This window comes from Mycobacterium sp. IDUB_17 (assembly GCF_055419465.1).
The window spans coordinates 1-13,711 of sequence record NZ_JBVAXS010000005.1 but is presented as its reverse complement, the minus strand read 5'-3'; the positions used below and the strand labels follow the sequence as shown (position 1 = coordinate 13,711).

General features: G+C 66.0%; 12 protein-coding genes. 6 read left to right on the top strand and 6 right to left on the bottom strand.

Translation table 11 applies throughout. The features are described from left to right. The first annotated feature begins 86 nt into the window (after positions 1 to 86). A complete protein-coding gene (locus ACZYZ7_RS20985) occupies positions 87 to 2,165 on the top strand; it encodes an alpha-1,4-glucan--maltose-1-phosphate maltosyltransferase (RefSeq protein WP_463741723.1) in 2,079 nt (692 codons plus the stop codon). A gap of 7 nt (positions 2,166 to 2,172) precedes the next feature. After that, complete coding sequence (gene glgB, locus ACZYZ7_RS20980) at positions 2,173 to 4,380, top strand: 1,4-alpha-glucan branching protein GlgB (protein ID WP_450072222.1); 2,208 nt, start codon at positions 2,173 to 2,175, stop codon at positions 4,378 to 4,380. Between the two features lie 78 nt (positions 4,381 to 4,458). Here glgB and ACZYZ7_RS20975 read toward each other — a convergent pair whose 3' ends face one another. From ACZYZ7_RS20975 to ACZYZ7_RS20965, 3 genes are read right to left on the bottom strand one after another with little or no spacing between them, the layout of a single operon-like run. Beyond that, positions 4,459 to 5,370 carry a tetratricopeptide repeat protein gene (locus ACZYZ7_RS20975; RefSeq protein ID WP_450072221.1) on the bottom strand — a complete coding sequence of 304 codons (912 nt, stop codon included), beginning with the start codon at positions 5,368 to 5,370 and terminating at the stop codon, positions 4,459 to 4,461. Between the two features lie 13 nt (positions 5,371 to 5,383). Continuing rightward, on the bottom strand, positions 5,384 to 5,779 hold the full coding sequence (locus tag ACZYZ7_RS20970) for a DUF3817 domain-containing protein (RefSeq protein WP_450072220.1): 396 nt from the start codon (positions 5,777 to 5,779) through the stop codon (positions 5,384 to 5,386). A 58-nt stretch (positions 5,780 to 5,837) separates the two neighbouring features. Beyond that, complete coding sequence (locus ACZYZ7_RS20965; protein WP_450072219.1) at positions 5,838 to 7,028, bottom strand: acetyl-CoA C-acetyltransferase; 1,191 nt, start codon at positions 7,026 to 7,028, stop codon at positions 5,838 to 5,840. 83 nt (positions 7,029 to 7,111) lie between these two features. On the opposite strand from ACZYZ7_RS20965, the gene mce reads away from it, so the two are divergent. Next, complete coding sequence (mce, locus tag ACZYZ7_RS20960; RefSeq protein ID WP_135456973.1) at positions 7,112 to 7,588, top strand: methylmalonyl-CoA epimerase; 477 nt, start codon at positions 7,112 to 7,114, stop codon at positions 7,586 to 7,588. On the opposite strand, the gene ACZYZ7_RS20955 is transcribed toward mce, so the two are convergent. Both ACZYZ7_RS20955 and nucS read right to left on the bottom strand, forming a co-directional pair. Then, positions 7,585 to 7,866 carry a hypothetical protein gene (locus ACZYZ7_RS20955; protein ID WP_135456975.1) on the bottom strand — a complete coding sequence of 94 codons (282 nt, stop codon included), beginning with the start codon at positions 7,864 to 7,866 and terminating at the stop codon, positions 7,585 to 7,587. The genes mce and ACZYZ7_RS20955 overlap by 4 nt on opposite strands. Then, positions 7,866 to 8,537, bottom strand: a complete 672-nt coding sequence (nucS, locus tag ACZYZ7_RS20950; RefSeq protein ID WP_450072218.1) for an endonuclease NucS — start codon at positions 8,535 to 8,537, stop codon at positions 7,866 to 7,868. The genes ACZYZ7_RS20955 and nucS overlap by 1 nt, the downstream gene beginning before the upstream one ends. 46 nt (positions 8,538 to 8,583) lie before the next feature. Between nucS and ACZYZ7_RS20945 the strand changes: the two genes are divergently transcribed. Beyond that, positions 8,584 to 10,188 (top strand): adenylate/guanylate cyclase domain-containing protein, encoded by a 1,605-nt coding sequence (locus ACZYZ7_RS20945; RefSeq protein WP_450072217.1) that lies wholly within the window; start codon positions 8,584 to 8,586, stop codon positions 10,186 to 10,188. Here the strand turns inward: ACZYZ7_RS20945 and glsA are convergent. Beyond that, a complete protein-coding gene (gene glsA / locus ACZYZ7_RS20940) occupies positions 10,185 to 11,468 on the bottom strand; it encodes a glutaminase A (RefSeq protein WP_463741722.1) in 1,284 nt (427 codons plus the stop codon). The two genes, ACZYZ7_RS20945 and glsA, sit on opposite strands and share 4 nt — an antisense overlap. Positions 11,469 to 11,555: 87 nt before the next feature. Between glsA and ACZYZ7_RS20935 the strand changes: the two genes are divergently transcribed. Beyond that, entirely contained in the window at positions 11,556 to 13,049 is a 1,494-nt protein-coding gene (locus ACZYZ7_RS20935) for a DNA-3-methyladenine glycosylase 2 family protein (protein ID WP_450072215.1), read from the top strand. Further along, positions 13,046 to 13,543 carry a methylated-DNA--[protein]-cysteine S-methyltransferase gene (locus ACZYZ7_RS20930; protein WP_135456986.1) on the top strand — a complete coding sequence of 166 codons (498 nt, stop codon included), beginning with the start codon at positions 13,046 to 13,048 and terminating at the stop codon, positions 13,541 to 13,543. The genes ACZYZ7_RS20935 and ACZYZ7_RS20930 overlap by 4 nt, the downstream gene beginning before the upstream one ends. Positions 13,544 to 13,711 lie beyond the last annotated feature (168 nt).

Genomic DNA, 13,711 nt, shown 5'->3' with positions numbered 1-13,711 from the left:
GCAGCCCATTACGGTGGGTATCAGACGCGACAAGGCGAGTGCACGAGAGACAGCCGCTTGACCGAGACGATGTGAGGAGTGGATGGGTGGCCGGTCGGATCGGAATCGACGATGTCGCGCCTGTGGTCTTCGGCGGGCAGTTCCCGGCGAAAGCCGTCGTCGGCGAGGTGGTGCCGGTGCGGGCCACCGTTTGGCGCGAAGGCCATGACGCGGTCGCGGCCACCCTCGTGGTGCGTTATCTCGGCACCGGTTACCCGCGGCTGGCCACCGGACCCGGCACCGCGGCGGTACCCGCGTCGATCGATGCGGTGAGGCGTCCCGCACAGCGCATCAAGCCGCAGGCCCTGCCCATGTCCACCGGGCACACCCCCGATGTCTTCCACGGCCAGTTCACCCCCGACAGCGTCGGACTGTGGACTTACCGGGTCGACGGCTGGGGCGATCCGCTGACCACCTGGCGGCACGCGGTCGAGGCCAAATTGGGCGCCGGGCAGAGTGAGGCCGAGTTGTCCAACGACCTGCTGATCGGAGCGCGCCTGCTCGAGCGTGCCGCCGCCGGGGTGCCCCGCAAACTGCGCGATCCGATGATCGAGGCGGCCGCGGCGCTTCGTACTCCCGGCGACCCGTTCCTGCGTGCCGGGGCGGCGCTGTCCGACGAGGTCACCGAACTGCTCGACCAGTACCCCCTGCGCGAGTTGGTCACCCGCGGTGAACAATACGGCGTCTGGGTGGACCGGCCGCTGGCCCGGTTCTCTTCGTGGTACGAGGTGTTCCCGCGGTCCACGGGCGGTTGGGACAAAGCCGGGCATCCGGTGCACGGAACATTCGCCACCGCCGCCGGGCAGCTCCCCCGGATCGCCCGCATGGGTTTCAACATCGTCTACCTGCCGCCCGTCCACCCCATCGGCAAAGTGCATCGCAAAGGCCGCAACAACGCGGTGACCGCCGCGCCGGATGACGTCGGGTCGCCGTGGGCGATCGGCAGCGACGAGGGCGGCCATGACGCCGTGCACCCTGCACTGGGGACGATCGACGACTTCGATGCCTTCGTAGCCGCCGCCCGCAAGCAGGGTGTCGAGGTGGCGCTGGACCTGGCGCTGCAGTGCGCGCCCGATCATCCTTGGGCCGCTGCACATCCGGAGTGGTTCACGGTGTTACCCGACGGCACCATCGCCTACGCGGAGAACCCGCCCAAGAAATACCAGGACATCTATCCGCTCAACTTCGACAATGATCCCGCCGGCCTGTACCACGAGGTGCTACGAGTGGTGCGCTTCTGGATCTCACACGGCGTCAAGATCTTTCGTGTCGACAACCCGCACACCAAGCCGCCGAACTTCTGGGTCTGGCTGATCGCCGAGGTCAAGAACGAGGATCCGGACGTGCTGTTCCTGTCCGAGGCGTTCACCCGACCGGCGCGGCTCTACGGCCTGGCCAAACGCGGGTTCACCCAGTCCTACACATACTTCACCTGGCGGACCAACAAGTGGGAGCTCACCGAATTCGGCAACGAGATCACCGCGAACGCCGACAACGCACGGCCCAGCCTGTGGGTCAACACCCCCGACATCCTTCACGAGTCACTGCAGCACGGCGGTCCGGGCATGTTCGCGATCCGCGCGGTACTGGCCGCCACGATGAGCCCGTCGTGGGGCATGTACTCCGGTTTCGAACTGTTCGAGCACCGGGCCGTCCGGGAGGGCAGCGAGGAGTACCTCGACTCCGAGAAATACGAACTGCGCCCCCGCGACTTCGCGGCCGCGCTGGCCGAGGGCCGCTCGCTTGAGCCATTCGTGACCCGCCTCAACGAGATCCGGCGCCTGCACCCCGCGCTGCGCCAGCTGCGGACTCTGACCTTCCACCACGTGGACAACGACGCACTGCTCGCCTACAGCAAGTTCGACCCGATCACCGGAGACACCGTGCTCGTGGTGGTCACCCTCAACCCGTTCAGCCCGGAGGAGGCCACGTTGTGGTTGAACATGGGTGCACTGGGTATGGAAGCACATGACCGGTTCTGGGTACGTGACGAGATCACCGGCGAGGAATACCAATGGGGGCAGTCGAATTACGTGCGCATCGATCCCGCCAAGGCGGTGGCGCACGTTTTGAACATGCCGCTCGTACCCTATGAGCAACGACTGGGCTTGCTACGCAGGGAATGAGAACGAGATGACAAGAAGCAACCACCTCACCGACCTACATCTGCGGCCCGACCCTACCGACATCCAGCGGCTGCTGATCGGTCAACACCACGACCCGCATTCGGTGCTCGGCGCCCATGAATTCAACGGCCGGACCGTGATCCGCGCCTTCCGCCCACACGCCTCCAAGGTCGTGGCGGTGATCGGCGGTGATCGATTCCCACTGCAGCACATCGACTCCGGGCTTTTCGCGGTGTCCGTTCCGTTCACCAACCTGGCCGACTACCGCCTGGAGATCGGCTATCCGGGTGCCGACGACACGATCTTCACCCACACCACCGCCGACGCCTACCGGTTCCTGCCCACCCTCGGTGAACTGGACCTGCATCTGTTCGCCGAGGGCCGCCACGAACGCCTCTGGGAGATCCTGGGCACGCACCCGCGCAGCTTCACCACCCCCGACGGGGTGGTGGACGGTGTCTCGTTCGCAGTATGGGCACCGAATGCCAAGGGCGTCAGCGTGATCGGTGACTTCAACCACTGGGATGGCAACGAGGCGCAGATGCGCGTGCTGGGGTCCTCCGGGGTATGGGAACTGTTCTGGCCCGGGTTCCCCGTCGGCGGCCTGTACAAATTCCGCGTACACGGCGCCGGCGGAGTGACCACCGACCGCGCCGACCCGATGGCATTCGCCACCGAGGTACCACCGCAAACCGCATCCCGGGTCACCACCAGCTCCTACACCTGGAACGACGGAATGTGGATGGCCCGTCGCGCCGCGCAGAACCCGGTTTTCGAACCGATGAGCACCTACGAGGTGCACCTGATGTCCTGGCGCCCGGGGCTCAGTTACCGGCAACTGGCCACCGAGCTGACCGATTACGTTGTGGAGCAGGGCTTCACCCACGTCGAACTGCTCCCGGTGGCCGAGCATCCGTTCGGCGGCTCGTGGGGCTACCAGGTCACGTCCTACTACGCCCCGACCTCACGCCTGGGAACTCCTGACGACTTCCGGTATCTCGTGGATTCGCTGCATCGGGCCGGGATCGGAGTGATCGTCGACTGGGTCCCTGCCCACTTCCCCAAGGACGCGTGGGCGCTGGGCCGATTCGACGGCACGCCGCTCTACGAGCATTCCGACCCGCATCGCGGCGAGCAGCTCGACTGGGGCACCTACGTTTTCGACTTCGGCCGGCCCGAGGTGCGCAACTTCCTGGTCGCCAACGCCTTGTACTGGCTGAAGGAATATCACGTCGACGGACTCCGGGTAGACGCCGTCGCCTCGATGCTCTACCTCGACTACTCCCGCCCCGAGGGCTGCTGGACGCCCAATATCCACGGTGGTCGGGAGAATCTGGAGGCGGTGCAGTTCCTGCAGGAGATGAACGCCACCGTGCACAAGGTGACCCCGGGAATCGTCACCATCGCCGAGGAGTCGACCTCCTGGCCCGGTGTCACCCGCCCGACCAACCTTGGCGGCCTTGGTTTCTCGATGAAATGGAACATGGGCTGGATGAACGACACGCTCGACTACGTCAGCCATGACCCGGTGCACCGCAGCTACCACCATCACGAGATGACGTTCTCGATGCTGTACGCGTTCAGCGAGAACTACGTGCTGCCGATCAGCCACGACGAGGTCGTGCACGGCAAGGGCACGCTGTGGGGCCGGATGCCCGGTGACGACCACGCCAAGGCGGCGGGGCTGCGCAGCCTGCTGGCCTATCAGTGGGCCCACCCCGGTAAGCAACTGCTGTTCATGGGCCAGGAATTCGGGCAGCGGGCCGAATGGTCGGAGGAACGCGGACTGGATTGGTTCCAACTCGACGAGCAGGGCTTCTCCGGCGGCGTGCAGCGATTGGTGCGCGATCTCAACGGCATCTATCGGCGCCACCCGGCGCTGTGGAGCCGCGACACCAGCCCCGAGGGCTACTCCTGGATCGACGCGAACGACTCGGCCAACAACGTGCTGAGCTTCCTACGGTTCGGCGCCGACGGTTCCGTGCTGGCCTGCGTGGTCAACTTCGCCGGGAGTGAGCACAGCGAGTACCGGCTGGGCCTGCCGCACGCCGGTGCCTGGCAGGAGGTACTCAACACCGACGCGACCATCTACAACGGGTCGGGCATCGGGAACTTCGGCGTGGTGCAGGCCACCGACGAGCCGTGGCACGGCCGCCCGGCCTCGGCGGTGATGGTGCTGCCGCCGCTGGCGATGCTGTGGTTCGAGCCCGCCTGACTTGTCCCGCCAGCAGACACAAAACTGCCCAATTTCAGGCAAGTAGCGGCAGCTTTGTGTCTGTTCGGCGAACGAAAATCAGTACAGCGCGTTGGCCAGATTGCGACGACCCGCGACCACGTCGGGATCGGCCGGGTCGAACAGGTCGAACAGCTCGACGAGCCGGGTCCGCACCGTGGTCCGGTCGTCGCCCGCAGTGCGCTTGATAAGCGCGATGAGCCGATCGAACGCCGCTGACACGTTCTGGGCCAGGATCTCGGCGTCGGCGGCGGCGAGTGCCGCCTCGATGTCGTCGGGAGCAGCGTCGGCCGCGGCCACCGCGTCGGGGCGCTGGGCGCTTGCCCGCTCCAGGAATGCGATCTGCCGCACCGCGCCCTTGGCCTCGGCGTGGTTGGGCTGGGCATCGAGGATTGCCTGATAAGCAGCCGACGCGGCGGCGAAGTCGCCTTCGTCGAGAGCAGCTCTGGCCGCGGCCAGTTCGGGATCGACCTGCTCAGGCTCATCATCGCCCGAACCGGATCCGGTCAGCTTGCCCGCGGTCGCCTCGAGCAGCGAATCGACCCAGCGACGGAGTTCGTCGGCCGGTTGCGAGCCCTGGAAGCTGGCGATCGGCTGTCCTCCGGCGAGCGCGACGACGGTCGGCACGCCCTGGATTCCGAACATCTGCGCCACTCGCGGAGTGGTGTCGACGTTGACCAGCGCGAGTGACCATTTGCCGTTGTCTGCCGCAGCCAGACCCGCCAGGGTGTCCCCCAGCGCGGCGCTGGAATCGCTGCGCGGCGACCACAGCAGCACCACTACCGGCACCTGGCCCGAGCGGACCAGCACCTCGGCTTCGAAGTTGGCTTCGTTGACCTCGGTGATATTCGGGCCGCCGGCCGGGCTGGGACTGCCGCCGCCCGAACCGGCCGCGGCGGGCCGCTGCTTGAGTGCCGAGAGGTCAACCGCGCCGGCCAGCGCCGGCCCCACAGAAGGTCGTGGACGAGTCACGTCACCAAGTCTGTCACGTTGTTTCCGGCAGGGCGCCGCCCGGTTGCGACACCACGGCCGGGGCATCACCCGACTCCGCGCCCGAAACCAACCGGCCAGCGCGATCAGCCCACATGACAAAGATCACACTGCCCAATGGCACGATGCTGCCCAGCAACGCCAGAATCCACGTCCGGGCACTCCAGCCGACGGCCATTGCGACCATCAGCGCGGTGAACAGGTACGCCAGGAACAGCACTCCGTGCACCGGCCCGAAGACCTGCACCCCGATCTCGGTGCCCGACGAATGGACCCGCTTGAAGTACATGCCGATCAGCAGACCGGCCCAGCTGATCGCCTCAGCGATCGCCACCAGACGGAACCGGCCGGCTTCGGTACGGACATCGAATGTGCTTGCCATGGCCACCATTGTGCCCAACCGTGGCGCCAGCTACTACACAGCGTCGTTGTAATTCGCCGATTAGCTGTCAGCGACGAAGGATCAGCGCATCGCCCTGGCCACCGGCACCACAGAGCGCGGCCACCGCGTAGCCGGACCCCTTGCGGGCCAGTTCCAGTGCCGCATGCAGCGTGATGCGGGCACCCGACATGCCGATCGGGTGACCGATCGCGATAGCGCCGCCGTTGACGTTCACCTTTGCCGGATCAACGCCCAGCTCCTTGGTCGAGGCCAGCGACACCGCGGCGAACGCCTCGTTGATCTCGAGGACGTCCAACTGATCGACGCTGATGCCCTCACGCTCGACGGCCTTCTTGATCGCGTTGGCCGGCTGGCTCTGCAACGTGGAGTCCGGACCGGCCACCACACCGTGTGCACCGATCTCGCACAGCCAGTCCAGGCCCAGCTCCTGAGCCTTGGCCTTGCTCATCACCACGACCGCGGCCGCACCGTCGGAGATCTGCGACGACGAGCCGGCGGTGATGGTGCCGTCCTTGCGGAAAGCCGGGCGCAGGCCACCGAGCGATTCGGCCGTGGTGTTGGCCCGGATTCCCTCGTCCTCGGCGAACTCGATCGGGTCGCCTTTGCGCTGCGGGATCGACACCGGCACCACCTCGTCGGCGTACACCCCGTCCTTCCATGCCGCGGCGGCCTTCTGGTGCGACTGGGCCGCAAACTCGTCCTGCTCAGCGCGGGTGAACTTGTCGACGTCGTTGCGCTGCTCGGTGAGCGCCCCCATCGGCTGGTCGGTGAACACGTCGTGCAGACCGTCATAAGCCAGGTGGTCGACCAGCGTCGCATCGCCGTACTTGTAGCCCTCACGGCTCTTGGGCAGCAGGTGCGGGGCCTGGCTCATCGATTCCTGGCCACCGGCGACCACGACCTCGAACTCACCGGCGCGGATCAGCTGGTCGGCCAGGGCGATGGCATCGATGCCCGAAAGGCACATCTTGTTGATGGTCAGCGCGGGCACGTCCCAGCCGATACCGGCGGCCACCGCGGACTGGCGGGCGGGCATCTGCCCGGCGCCCGCGGTCAGCACCTGGCCCATGATCACGTAGTCGACCAGCGAAGCATCAACCTTGGCCTTCTCCAGGGCACCGCGGATTGCGATTGCCCCCAGGTCACTGCCGGAAAAGTCCTTCAGCGAGCCCATCAACTTGCCGACCGGAGTACGCGCTCCAGCAACGATCACCGACGTGCGAGATTCCGCAGTCATTTCCTACCTCCAAAGCCAGGGTCCAAGAGCTGTGTGGGCGATCACACATACGCAAACGTTCAGGTAGAGGTTACCGTTACGTTATGACCGCCGATCAGGTTGATGCCCGTCCCGCCCTCGCTTCCGCGCTGGTGACGGCGATCGATCACGTCGGTATCGCCGTTCCCGATCTGGATGCCGCGGCCAAGTGGTACCACGACAACCTCGGCATGATCGTCCTGCACGAGGAGATCAACGAGGAGCAGGGCGTGCGCGAGGCCATGCTCTCGGTGCGCGGCGCCGCCAAGGGCAGCGCCCAGATCCAGCTGCTGGCCCCGTTGAACGAGAAGTCGACGATCGCCAAGTTCATCGATCGAAGCGGCCCCGGCCTGCAGCAGCTGGCCTACCGGACCAGCGACATCGACGCACTGAGTGAGCGCCTGCGCAGCCAGGGCGTTCGACTGCTCTACGAGGCCCCCCGAAAGGGCACGGCCAACTCGCGCATCAACTTCATCCACCCGAAGGACGCCGGCGGCGTGCTGATCGAGTTGGTGGAACCGGCCGCGGATTCAGAGCACTAAGACCACTTTCTCGTCGGGCCGCGATTGACCCGATTCGCCCAGCAGGCGGTGTGCCAATGCCTGCGGTCATCGATATCGCCGACGTCGATCGGCACCACCACCACGTGCGCGGTCGCCACGCGGATCTCGTGGTCACATCCCGGGCATCGATAAACCTTCACCGCACGCGAGGCGGCCACGACCCGCACCTCGTAGTCGTAACCATCGGGCCCGGTCTCGACCCGACGCGTCGGCGGCAATGGCGCCAACCGACGGTGTTCGCGGGGCCGACGGCGCATCAGAACAGCCGGTATTCGTCGCTGTCCATGCCCCGCATCTGGTCATAATCCAAAGTCACACAACGGATTCCACGGTCCGTGGCCAGAGTTCGGGCCTGCGGTTTGATCTGCTGGGCGGCGAACACGCCGGCCACCGGGGCCAGCACGGTATCGCGGTTGAGCAGTTCGAGGTAGCGCGTCAGCTGTTCCACACCGTCGATCTCCCCACGGCGCTTGATCTCCACGGCCACCGAGCGGCCCAGCTCGTCACGACACATCAGATCGACCGGGCCGATGGCAGTCGGGTACTCGCGGCGCACCAGTGTGTAGCCCGCCCCCAGCAGCTCGACATGTTCGGCCAGCAGCACCTGCAGGTGCGCCTCCACGCCGTCCTTCACCAGACCCGGGTCGACACCGAGTTCGTGGCTGGAATCGTGCTCGACGTCCTCGACCGTGATGCGCAACTGCTCACCGGCCTTGTTCTCGACCACCCACACCGGCACGCCGTCGTTGTCATCCTCGGTGAGCCAGCACGGCGGACTCATCCAGTTCAGCGGCTTGTAGGCGCGATCGTCGGCATGGACACTGATCGAACCGTCGGACTTGAACAACAACAGCCGGCGGGCCGATGGGAGGTGGGCGGTCAGCCGCCCGACATAGTCGACGGTGCACTGGGCAATCACGAGGCGCACCCGATCCACCTTAAGGGCATCTGGAACGAACTAGGCTGTCGCCACAATGAACTCCGACAAATCGCTGGCACGACGGCTGGGCCGGGTGCTTGAAGGCGTCACCCGCCAGAACAGCAGGCTCCCGATCACTCCGGAATACGGATCGTGGGTGCTGGGCCGGGTATCGGAAAGTCAGCGCCGCCGCAGGGTGCGCATCCAGGCGATCCTCACGACGTTCGTGATTGCCGGGAATCTGCTCGGCATCGGCATCTCGATGATCATCGTCACGCTGCTGTTCCCGGCACCCGACGTGTTCGCTCCGCCGGTCCGCTGGATCACCTTCATCGTGGCCCCCGTCTACATGGCCATGGCGCTGATCGTCGGGGTGTTCTGGGCGACGACGCGGGTGATCGACAACGTGCGCTGGGCCATCGAAGAACGACCCCCCACCATTGCCGATCAGCGCAACACCTTCTTCGCCCCGTTCCGGCTCACCCGCGTGCTGCTTGTCCTGTGGGGTCTCGGCGCCGCCCTACTGACAACGCTGTACGGGCTCGTCGACACCAATTACATTCCGAAGTTCCTGCTGGGCATCACGTTTCCGGGAATCGTGGTGTCGGTCAGCTGCCATCTGTTCACCGAGTTCGCACTGCGGCCGGTTGCCGCGCAGGCACTGGAGGCAGGCCCGCCGCCGGTACGGCTGGCGCCGGGCATCATGGGCCGCACCATGGTGGTGTGGGCACTGGGCTCGGGCGTTCCCATCTTGGGCATCATGCTGGCCGCGATGTTCGCCCTGACACTCAACAACCTGACTCCGACGCAATTCGCCTACGCCGTCATCGGCCTCGGCTCGTTTGCGCTGGTGTTCGGTTTCCTGCTGATGTGGATCCTGTCGTATCTGACCGCAACTCCGATCCGCGTCGTGCGTGCGGCCCTCAACCGTGTCGAACGGGGCGATCTGGACACCAACCTGGTGGTGTTCGACGGCACCGAACTGGGCCAGCTGCAACGGGGATTCAACTCGATGGTGCACGGCCTGCGCGAACGCGAACGCGTCCGCGATCTGTTCGGCCGACATGTCGGCCGCGAGGTCGCGGCCCTGGCCGAGCAAGAGAAGCCCGTCCTCGGCGGCGAGGAACGCCACGCCGCAGTGATTTTCGTCGACGTGATCGGCTCGACGCAGCTGGTCACCACGCGTCCCGCGGTCGAGGTGGTCGATCTGCTCAACCGGTTCTTCGCCGTCATCGTCGACGAGGTCGACAACCACCGCGGCCTGGTCAACAAGTTCGAAGGCGACGCAATACTGGCGGTGTTCGGGGCGCCGGTCTCGCTGCCCAACCCCGAGGACGAGGCACTCGGGGCCGCACGGGCGATCGCGCGGCGGCTGCGCATCGAGGTGCCCGAGCTCGAGGCAGGCATCGGAGTGGCGGCCGGCCAGGTGGTGGCGGGCAACGTCGGCGCCAAGCAACGCTTCGAGTACACCGTGATCGGGGAGCCGGTCAACGAGGCCGCACGGCTGTGCGATTTCTCGAAGCAAGTGCCCGGGCACCTGGTGGCGTCATCGGACACCATCGCCAACGCGTCCGAAACCGAAAGGGCCCGTTGGTCGCTGGGCGAATCGGTAACCCTACGCGGTCTGGGCGAGCCGACCCGCGTGGCCGTACCGGCCTAGCCGGCGCCCCACTGCCGCGCTGCGTCGACTGCCTCGTCGACGGTGCGGAACACGATGGCGTCGTAATCGTCGCGCCGGTCGGCCGGCACCACGCGGCCGTCGGGGTCGACGAGATAGGCGTCCTTACCTGCCGCAGCCAGGCTTGCCCGCATTCCGGTCAGCATGCCGCGCGCGGCATCGTTGATGTCATCGACGCGGGTGACGTCGAGCACGGCGACCTCCCATTCACCACGATCGTGCTCGGCGGTCCGCAGTACCTGCTCGGCCCCGGCGAACAACAGATCGCCCTGCACCTCGTAGACCCGAATGCCCGGGCCGGCGTCGAACACCGCCCGCAGGGTCGACGACGACTCACGGCCCACCGTGAGGAAGTGCAGTCCCAGCTGCGCGGAAAGGTTGCGGCACACCTGTACCCCGCGCACGCTGTTGCCACGGGAATCCAGGCGCGGTGAGTAGACACCGATGCCGATTTGGCCAGGTAGCACCGCCACGATCCCGCCGCCGACACCACTCTTGGCGGGCATGCCGACGGCGCTGACCCAATCGCCTGTCGCGTCGTACATCCCGCAGGTCACCATCACGCTGAGGGTGCGCCGAACCACGTTCGCATCGATCACCCGTCGACCTGTCAACGGGTTGAATCCGCCCCGGGCCAAGGTGGCGGCCATCCGGGCCAGGTCGGTGCTCGTCACCTTGACCGAACACTGCCGGAAGTACACGTCGAGGACCTCGTCCGGATCACCTTCCAGCGCACCGAAACTGGTCAACATGTAAGCGATCGCCCGATTGCGGTTACCGGTCGCCTTCTCCGAGGCGTACACATCCATGTCGATCTCGAGCCTTCGGCCCGCACACGCCGAGTAGAACTCATGGATGCGGTCGAACCGCTCGTCGGCGTCGGCCCCGGGGATCAGCGAAACCGCCGCAATGGCACCGGCATTGATCATCGGATTCTTCGGTGTCTTGGTCACATCGTCGACGCTGATCTCGTTGAACGCCTCACCTGAGGGTTCGACGCCGATCCTGGCATCAACGGCATCCTGGCCGATCTGGTCCAGCGCCAGCGCGTACGTGAACGGCTTGGAGATGGACTGGATGGTGAATTCCACTGCGGTGTCGCCAGATTCGTAGACATAGCCGTCCGAGGAGGACAGACTCAGCCCGAACCCCTCGGGTTCGACATTGGCGAGTTCCGGGATATAGCTCGCCAGGGCGCCTTCGCGCAGTTCGATCTGCTCGGCACGGATCCGGTCCAGGTAGTGCTGCACCAGCTCGGCCACGGATCGCAGTCTAACCGCGGGCACCCGCCCACGACCATGTCGCTTTTCCGCTAGTGAAGTGCCGGCTGTCGTGCCATCGTGGAATTCATGCACGAGGATTTCGATCGCTGTTACCGGGCAGTCCAGTCGAAGGACGCGCGGTTCGACGGCTGGTTCGTCACCGCCGTGCTCACCACAGGCATCTACTGCCGTCCCAGCTGCCCGGTGCGGCCGCCTTTTGCCCGCAATATGCGGTTCTATCCAACAGCGGCTGCCGCCCAGGCAGCCGGCTTTCGAGCCTGCAAACGGTGCCGTCCCGACGCCTCACCGGGCTCTCCCGAATGGAACGTGCGGGGCGACATCGTGGCGCGCTGCATGCGGCTGATCGCCGATGGCACCGTGGACCGCGAAGGGGTGACGGGGCTGGCCGCCCGCGTCGGCTACACGAGCCGGCAGCTGCAACGCATCATGCAGGCCGAGCTGGGGGCAAATCCCCTGGCATTGGCCCGGGCGCAACGCACCCAGACAGCCCGGGTACTGATCGAGACAACCGAGCTGCCGTTCGCCGACGTTGCGTTTGCCGCAGGTTTCGCCAGCATCCGTCAGTTCAACGACACCGTGCGCGCAGTCTGCGATCTGACGCCGACTGAGCTGCGGCTGCGGGCCCGCAACCGATTCGCAGCCGACGCCTCGGCTGCCCCCGGCGTGGTGTCACTACGGCTGCCGGTACGCACCCCTTTCGCGTACGAAGGGATGTTCGGACATCTGGCGGCCAGTGTGGTGCCAGGCTTGGAAGACGTGCGCGACGGGCAGTACCGGCGCACCCTCCGGCTGCCACACGGCCATGGGGTGGTCAGCCTGACACCACAGCCTGACCATGTCCGGTGCCAGTTGGTACTCGAGGACTTCCGCGACCTGGCGGCCGCCATCGCACGGTGTCGACGCCTGCTGGACCTCGACGCCGATCCCGAGGCCGTGGTGGAAGCACTCCAGGCGGACCCCCGGCTCGCGGCTGTCGTGGCCAAGGCACCCGGGCAACGCATTCCGCGCACCGTCGACGAATCCGAACTCGCACTCCGGGTGGTGATCGGCCAGCAGGTGTCCATCAAGGCGGCGAGTACACATGTCGGGCGCCTCGTAGCCGGCTACGGAACCACCGTTACGGACGAGGCCGGAGGGCTGACACACGTATTTCCGAGCATCACCGATCTCGCCGGCCTGAATCCCGACGATCTGGCGATGCCGGCGTCCAGGAAACGGACCGTCACAACACTGGTCGCTGCCATCGCTGATGGCGACCTCGTCCTCGATCCGGGATGCGACTGGGAGCGGGCCCGTGAACAGCTGCTTGCCCTGCCCGGGGTGGGGCCATGGACCACCGAGGTGATCGCCATGCGCGGCCTCGGTGATCCAGATGCCTTCCCCGCCACCGATCTCGGTGTACGCGCGGCCGCCGGCCACCTCGGCCTGCCCGCGGACGGACTCGTGGAACACAGCACCAGATGGCGGCCATGGCGCGCTTATGCAACACAACACCTGTGGACCACACTGGACCACGCGGTGAACGAATGGCCCCCGAACGATCGACAGGAGAAGTCATGACGACACTGCACTACCGCACCATGGACAGCCCGGTCGGCCTCCTCACGCTGGCCGGCCGGGATGGAAAGCTGATGCACCTACGAATGGTGGATCAGACGTACGAACCGAGCCGCGAGGGCTGGGACGCCGATGACACGGCGTTCTCAGACGCCGTCGATCAACTGTCCGCCTATTTCGCCGGCGACCGTACCGAGTTCGACCTCGAGCTGGACATGGTGGGGACGCAGTTTCAACGCCGGGTGTGGGAGGCCCTGCAGACCATTCCCTACGGCGAGACCTGCTCATACGGCGAGATCGCGCGGCAGATCGGTTCACCATCGGCATCGCGAGCCGTCGGTCTGGCCAACGGGCACAATCCGATCGGCATCATCGTGCCGTGTCATCGGGTGATCGGTGCGAATGGCAGTCTCACCGGCTACGGCGGCGGCCTGGACCGCAAGCGGGCATTGTTGGAATTGGAGAAAAGCCGCACGACGCCGGCTCTGTTCAATTGAGTAAGGGACGTTTCAATTCCATTTCACGAATTGAAACGTCCCTGCATACAAAAATGCCCGAGCCCTCCAATCGAAATTGGAGGGCTCGGGACTTAATTTGTGTTCGGCGGTGTCCTACTTTTCCACCCGAAAGGGTAGTATCATCGGCGCTGGCAGGCTTAGCTTCCG

Excerpts from the sequence above, each read along its gene's own strand:
- mce (WP_135456973.1), top strand. The coding sequence starts at position 7,112 with ATGACCGCCGATCAGGTTGATGCCCGTCCCGCCCTCGCTTCCGCGCTG.
- glgB (WP_450072222.1), top strand. The coding sequence starts at position 2,173 with ATGACAAGAAGCAACCACCTCACCGACCTACATCTGCGGCCCGACCCT.
- ACZYZ7_RS20935 (WP_450072215.1), top strand. The coding sequence starts at position 11,556 with ATGCACGAGGATTTCGATCGCTGTTACCGGGCAGTCCAGTCGAAGGAC.
- ACZYZ7_RS20930 (WP_135456986.1), top strand. The coding sequence starts at position 13,046 with ATGACGACACTGCACTACCGCACCATGGACAGCCCGGTCGGCCTCCTC.
- ACZYZ7_RS20970 (WP_450072220.1), bottom strand. The coding sequence starts at position 5,779 with ATGGTGGCCATGGCAAGCACATTCGATGTCCGTACCGAAGCCGGCCGG.
- ACZYZ7_RS20965 (WP_450072219.1), bottom strand. The coding sequence starts at position 7,028 with ATGACTGCGGAATCTCGCACGTCGGTGATCGTTGCTGGAGCGCGTACT.
- ACZYZ7_RS20955 (WP_135456975.1), bottom strand. The coding sequence starts at position 7,866 with ATGCGCCGTCGGCCCCGCGAACACCGTCGGTTGGCGCCATTGCCGCCG.
- ACZYZ7_RS20945 (WP_450072217.1), top strand. The coding sequence starts at position 8,584 with ATGAACTCCGACAAATCGCTGGCACGACGGCTGGGCCGGGTGCTTGAA.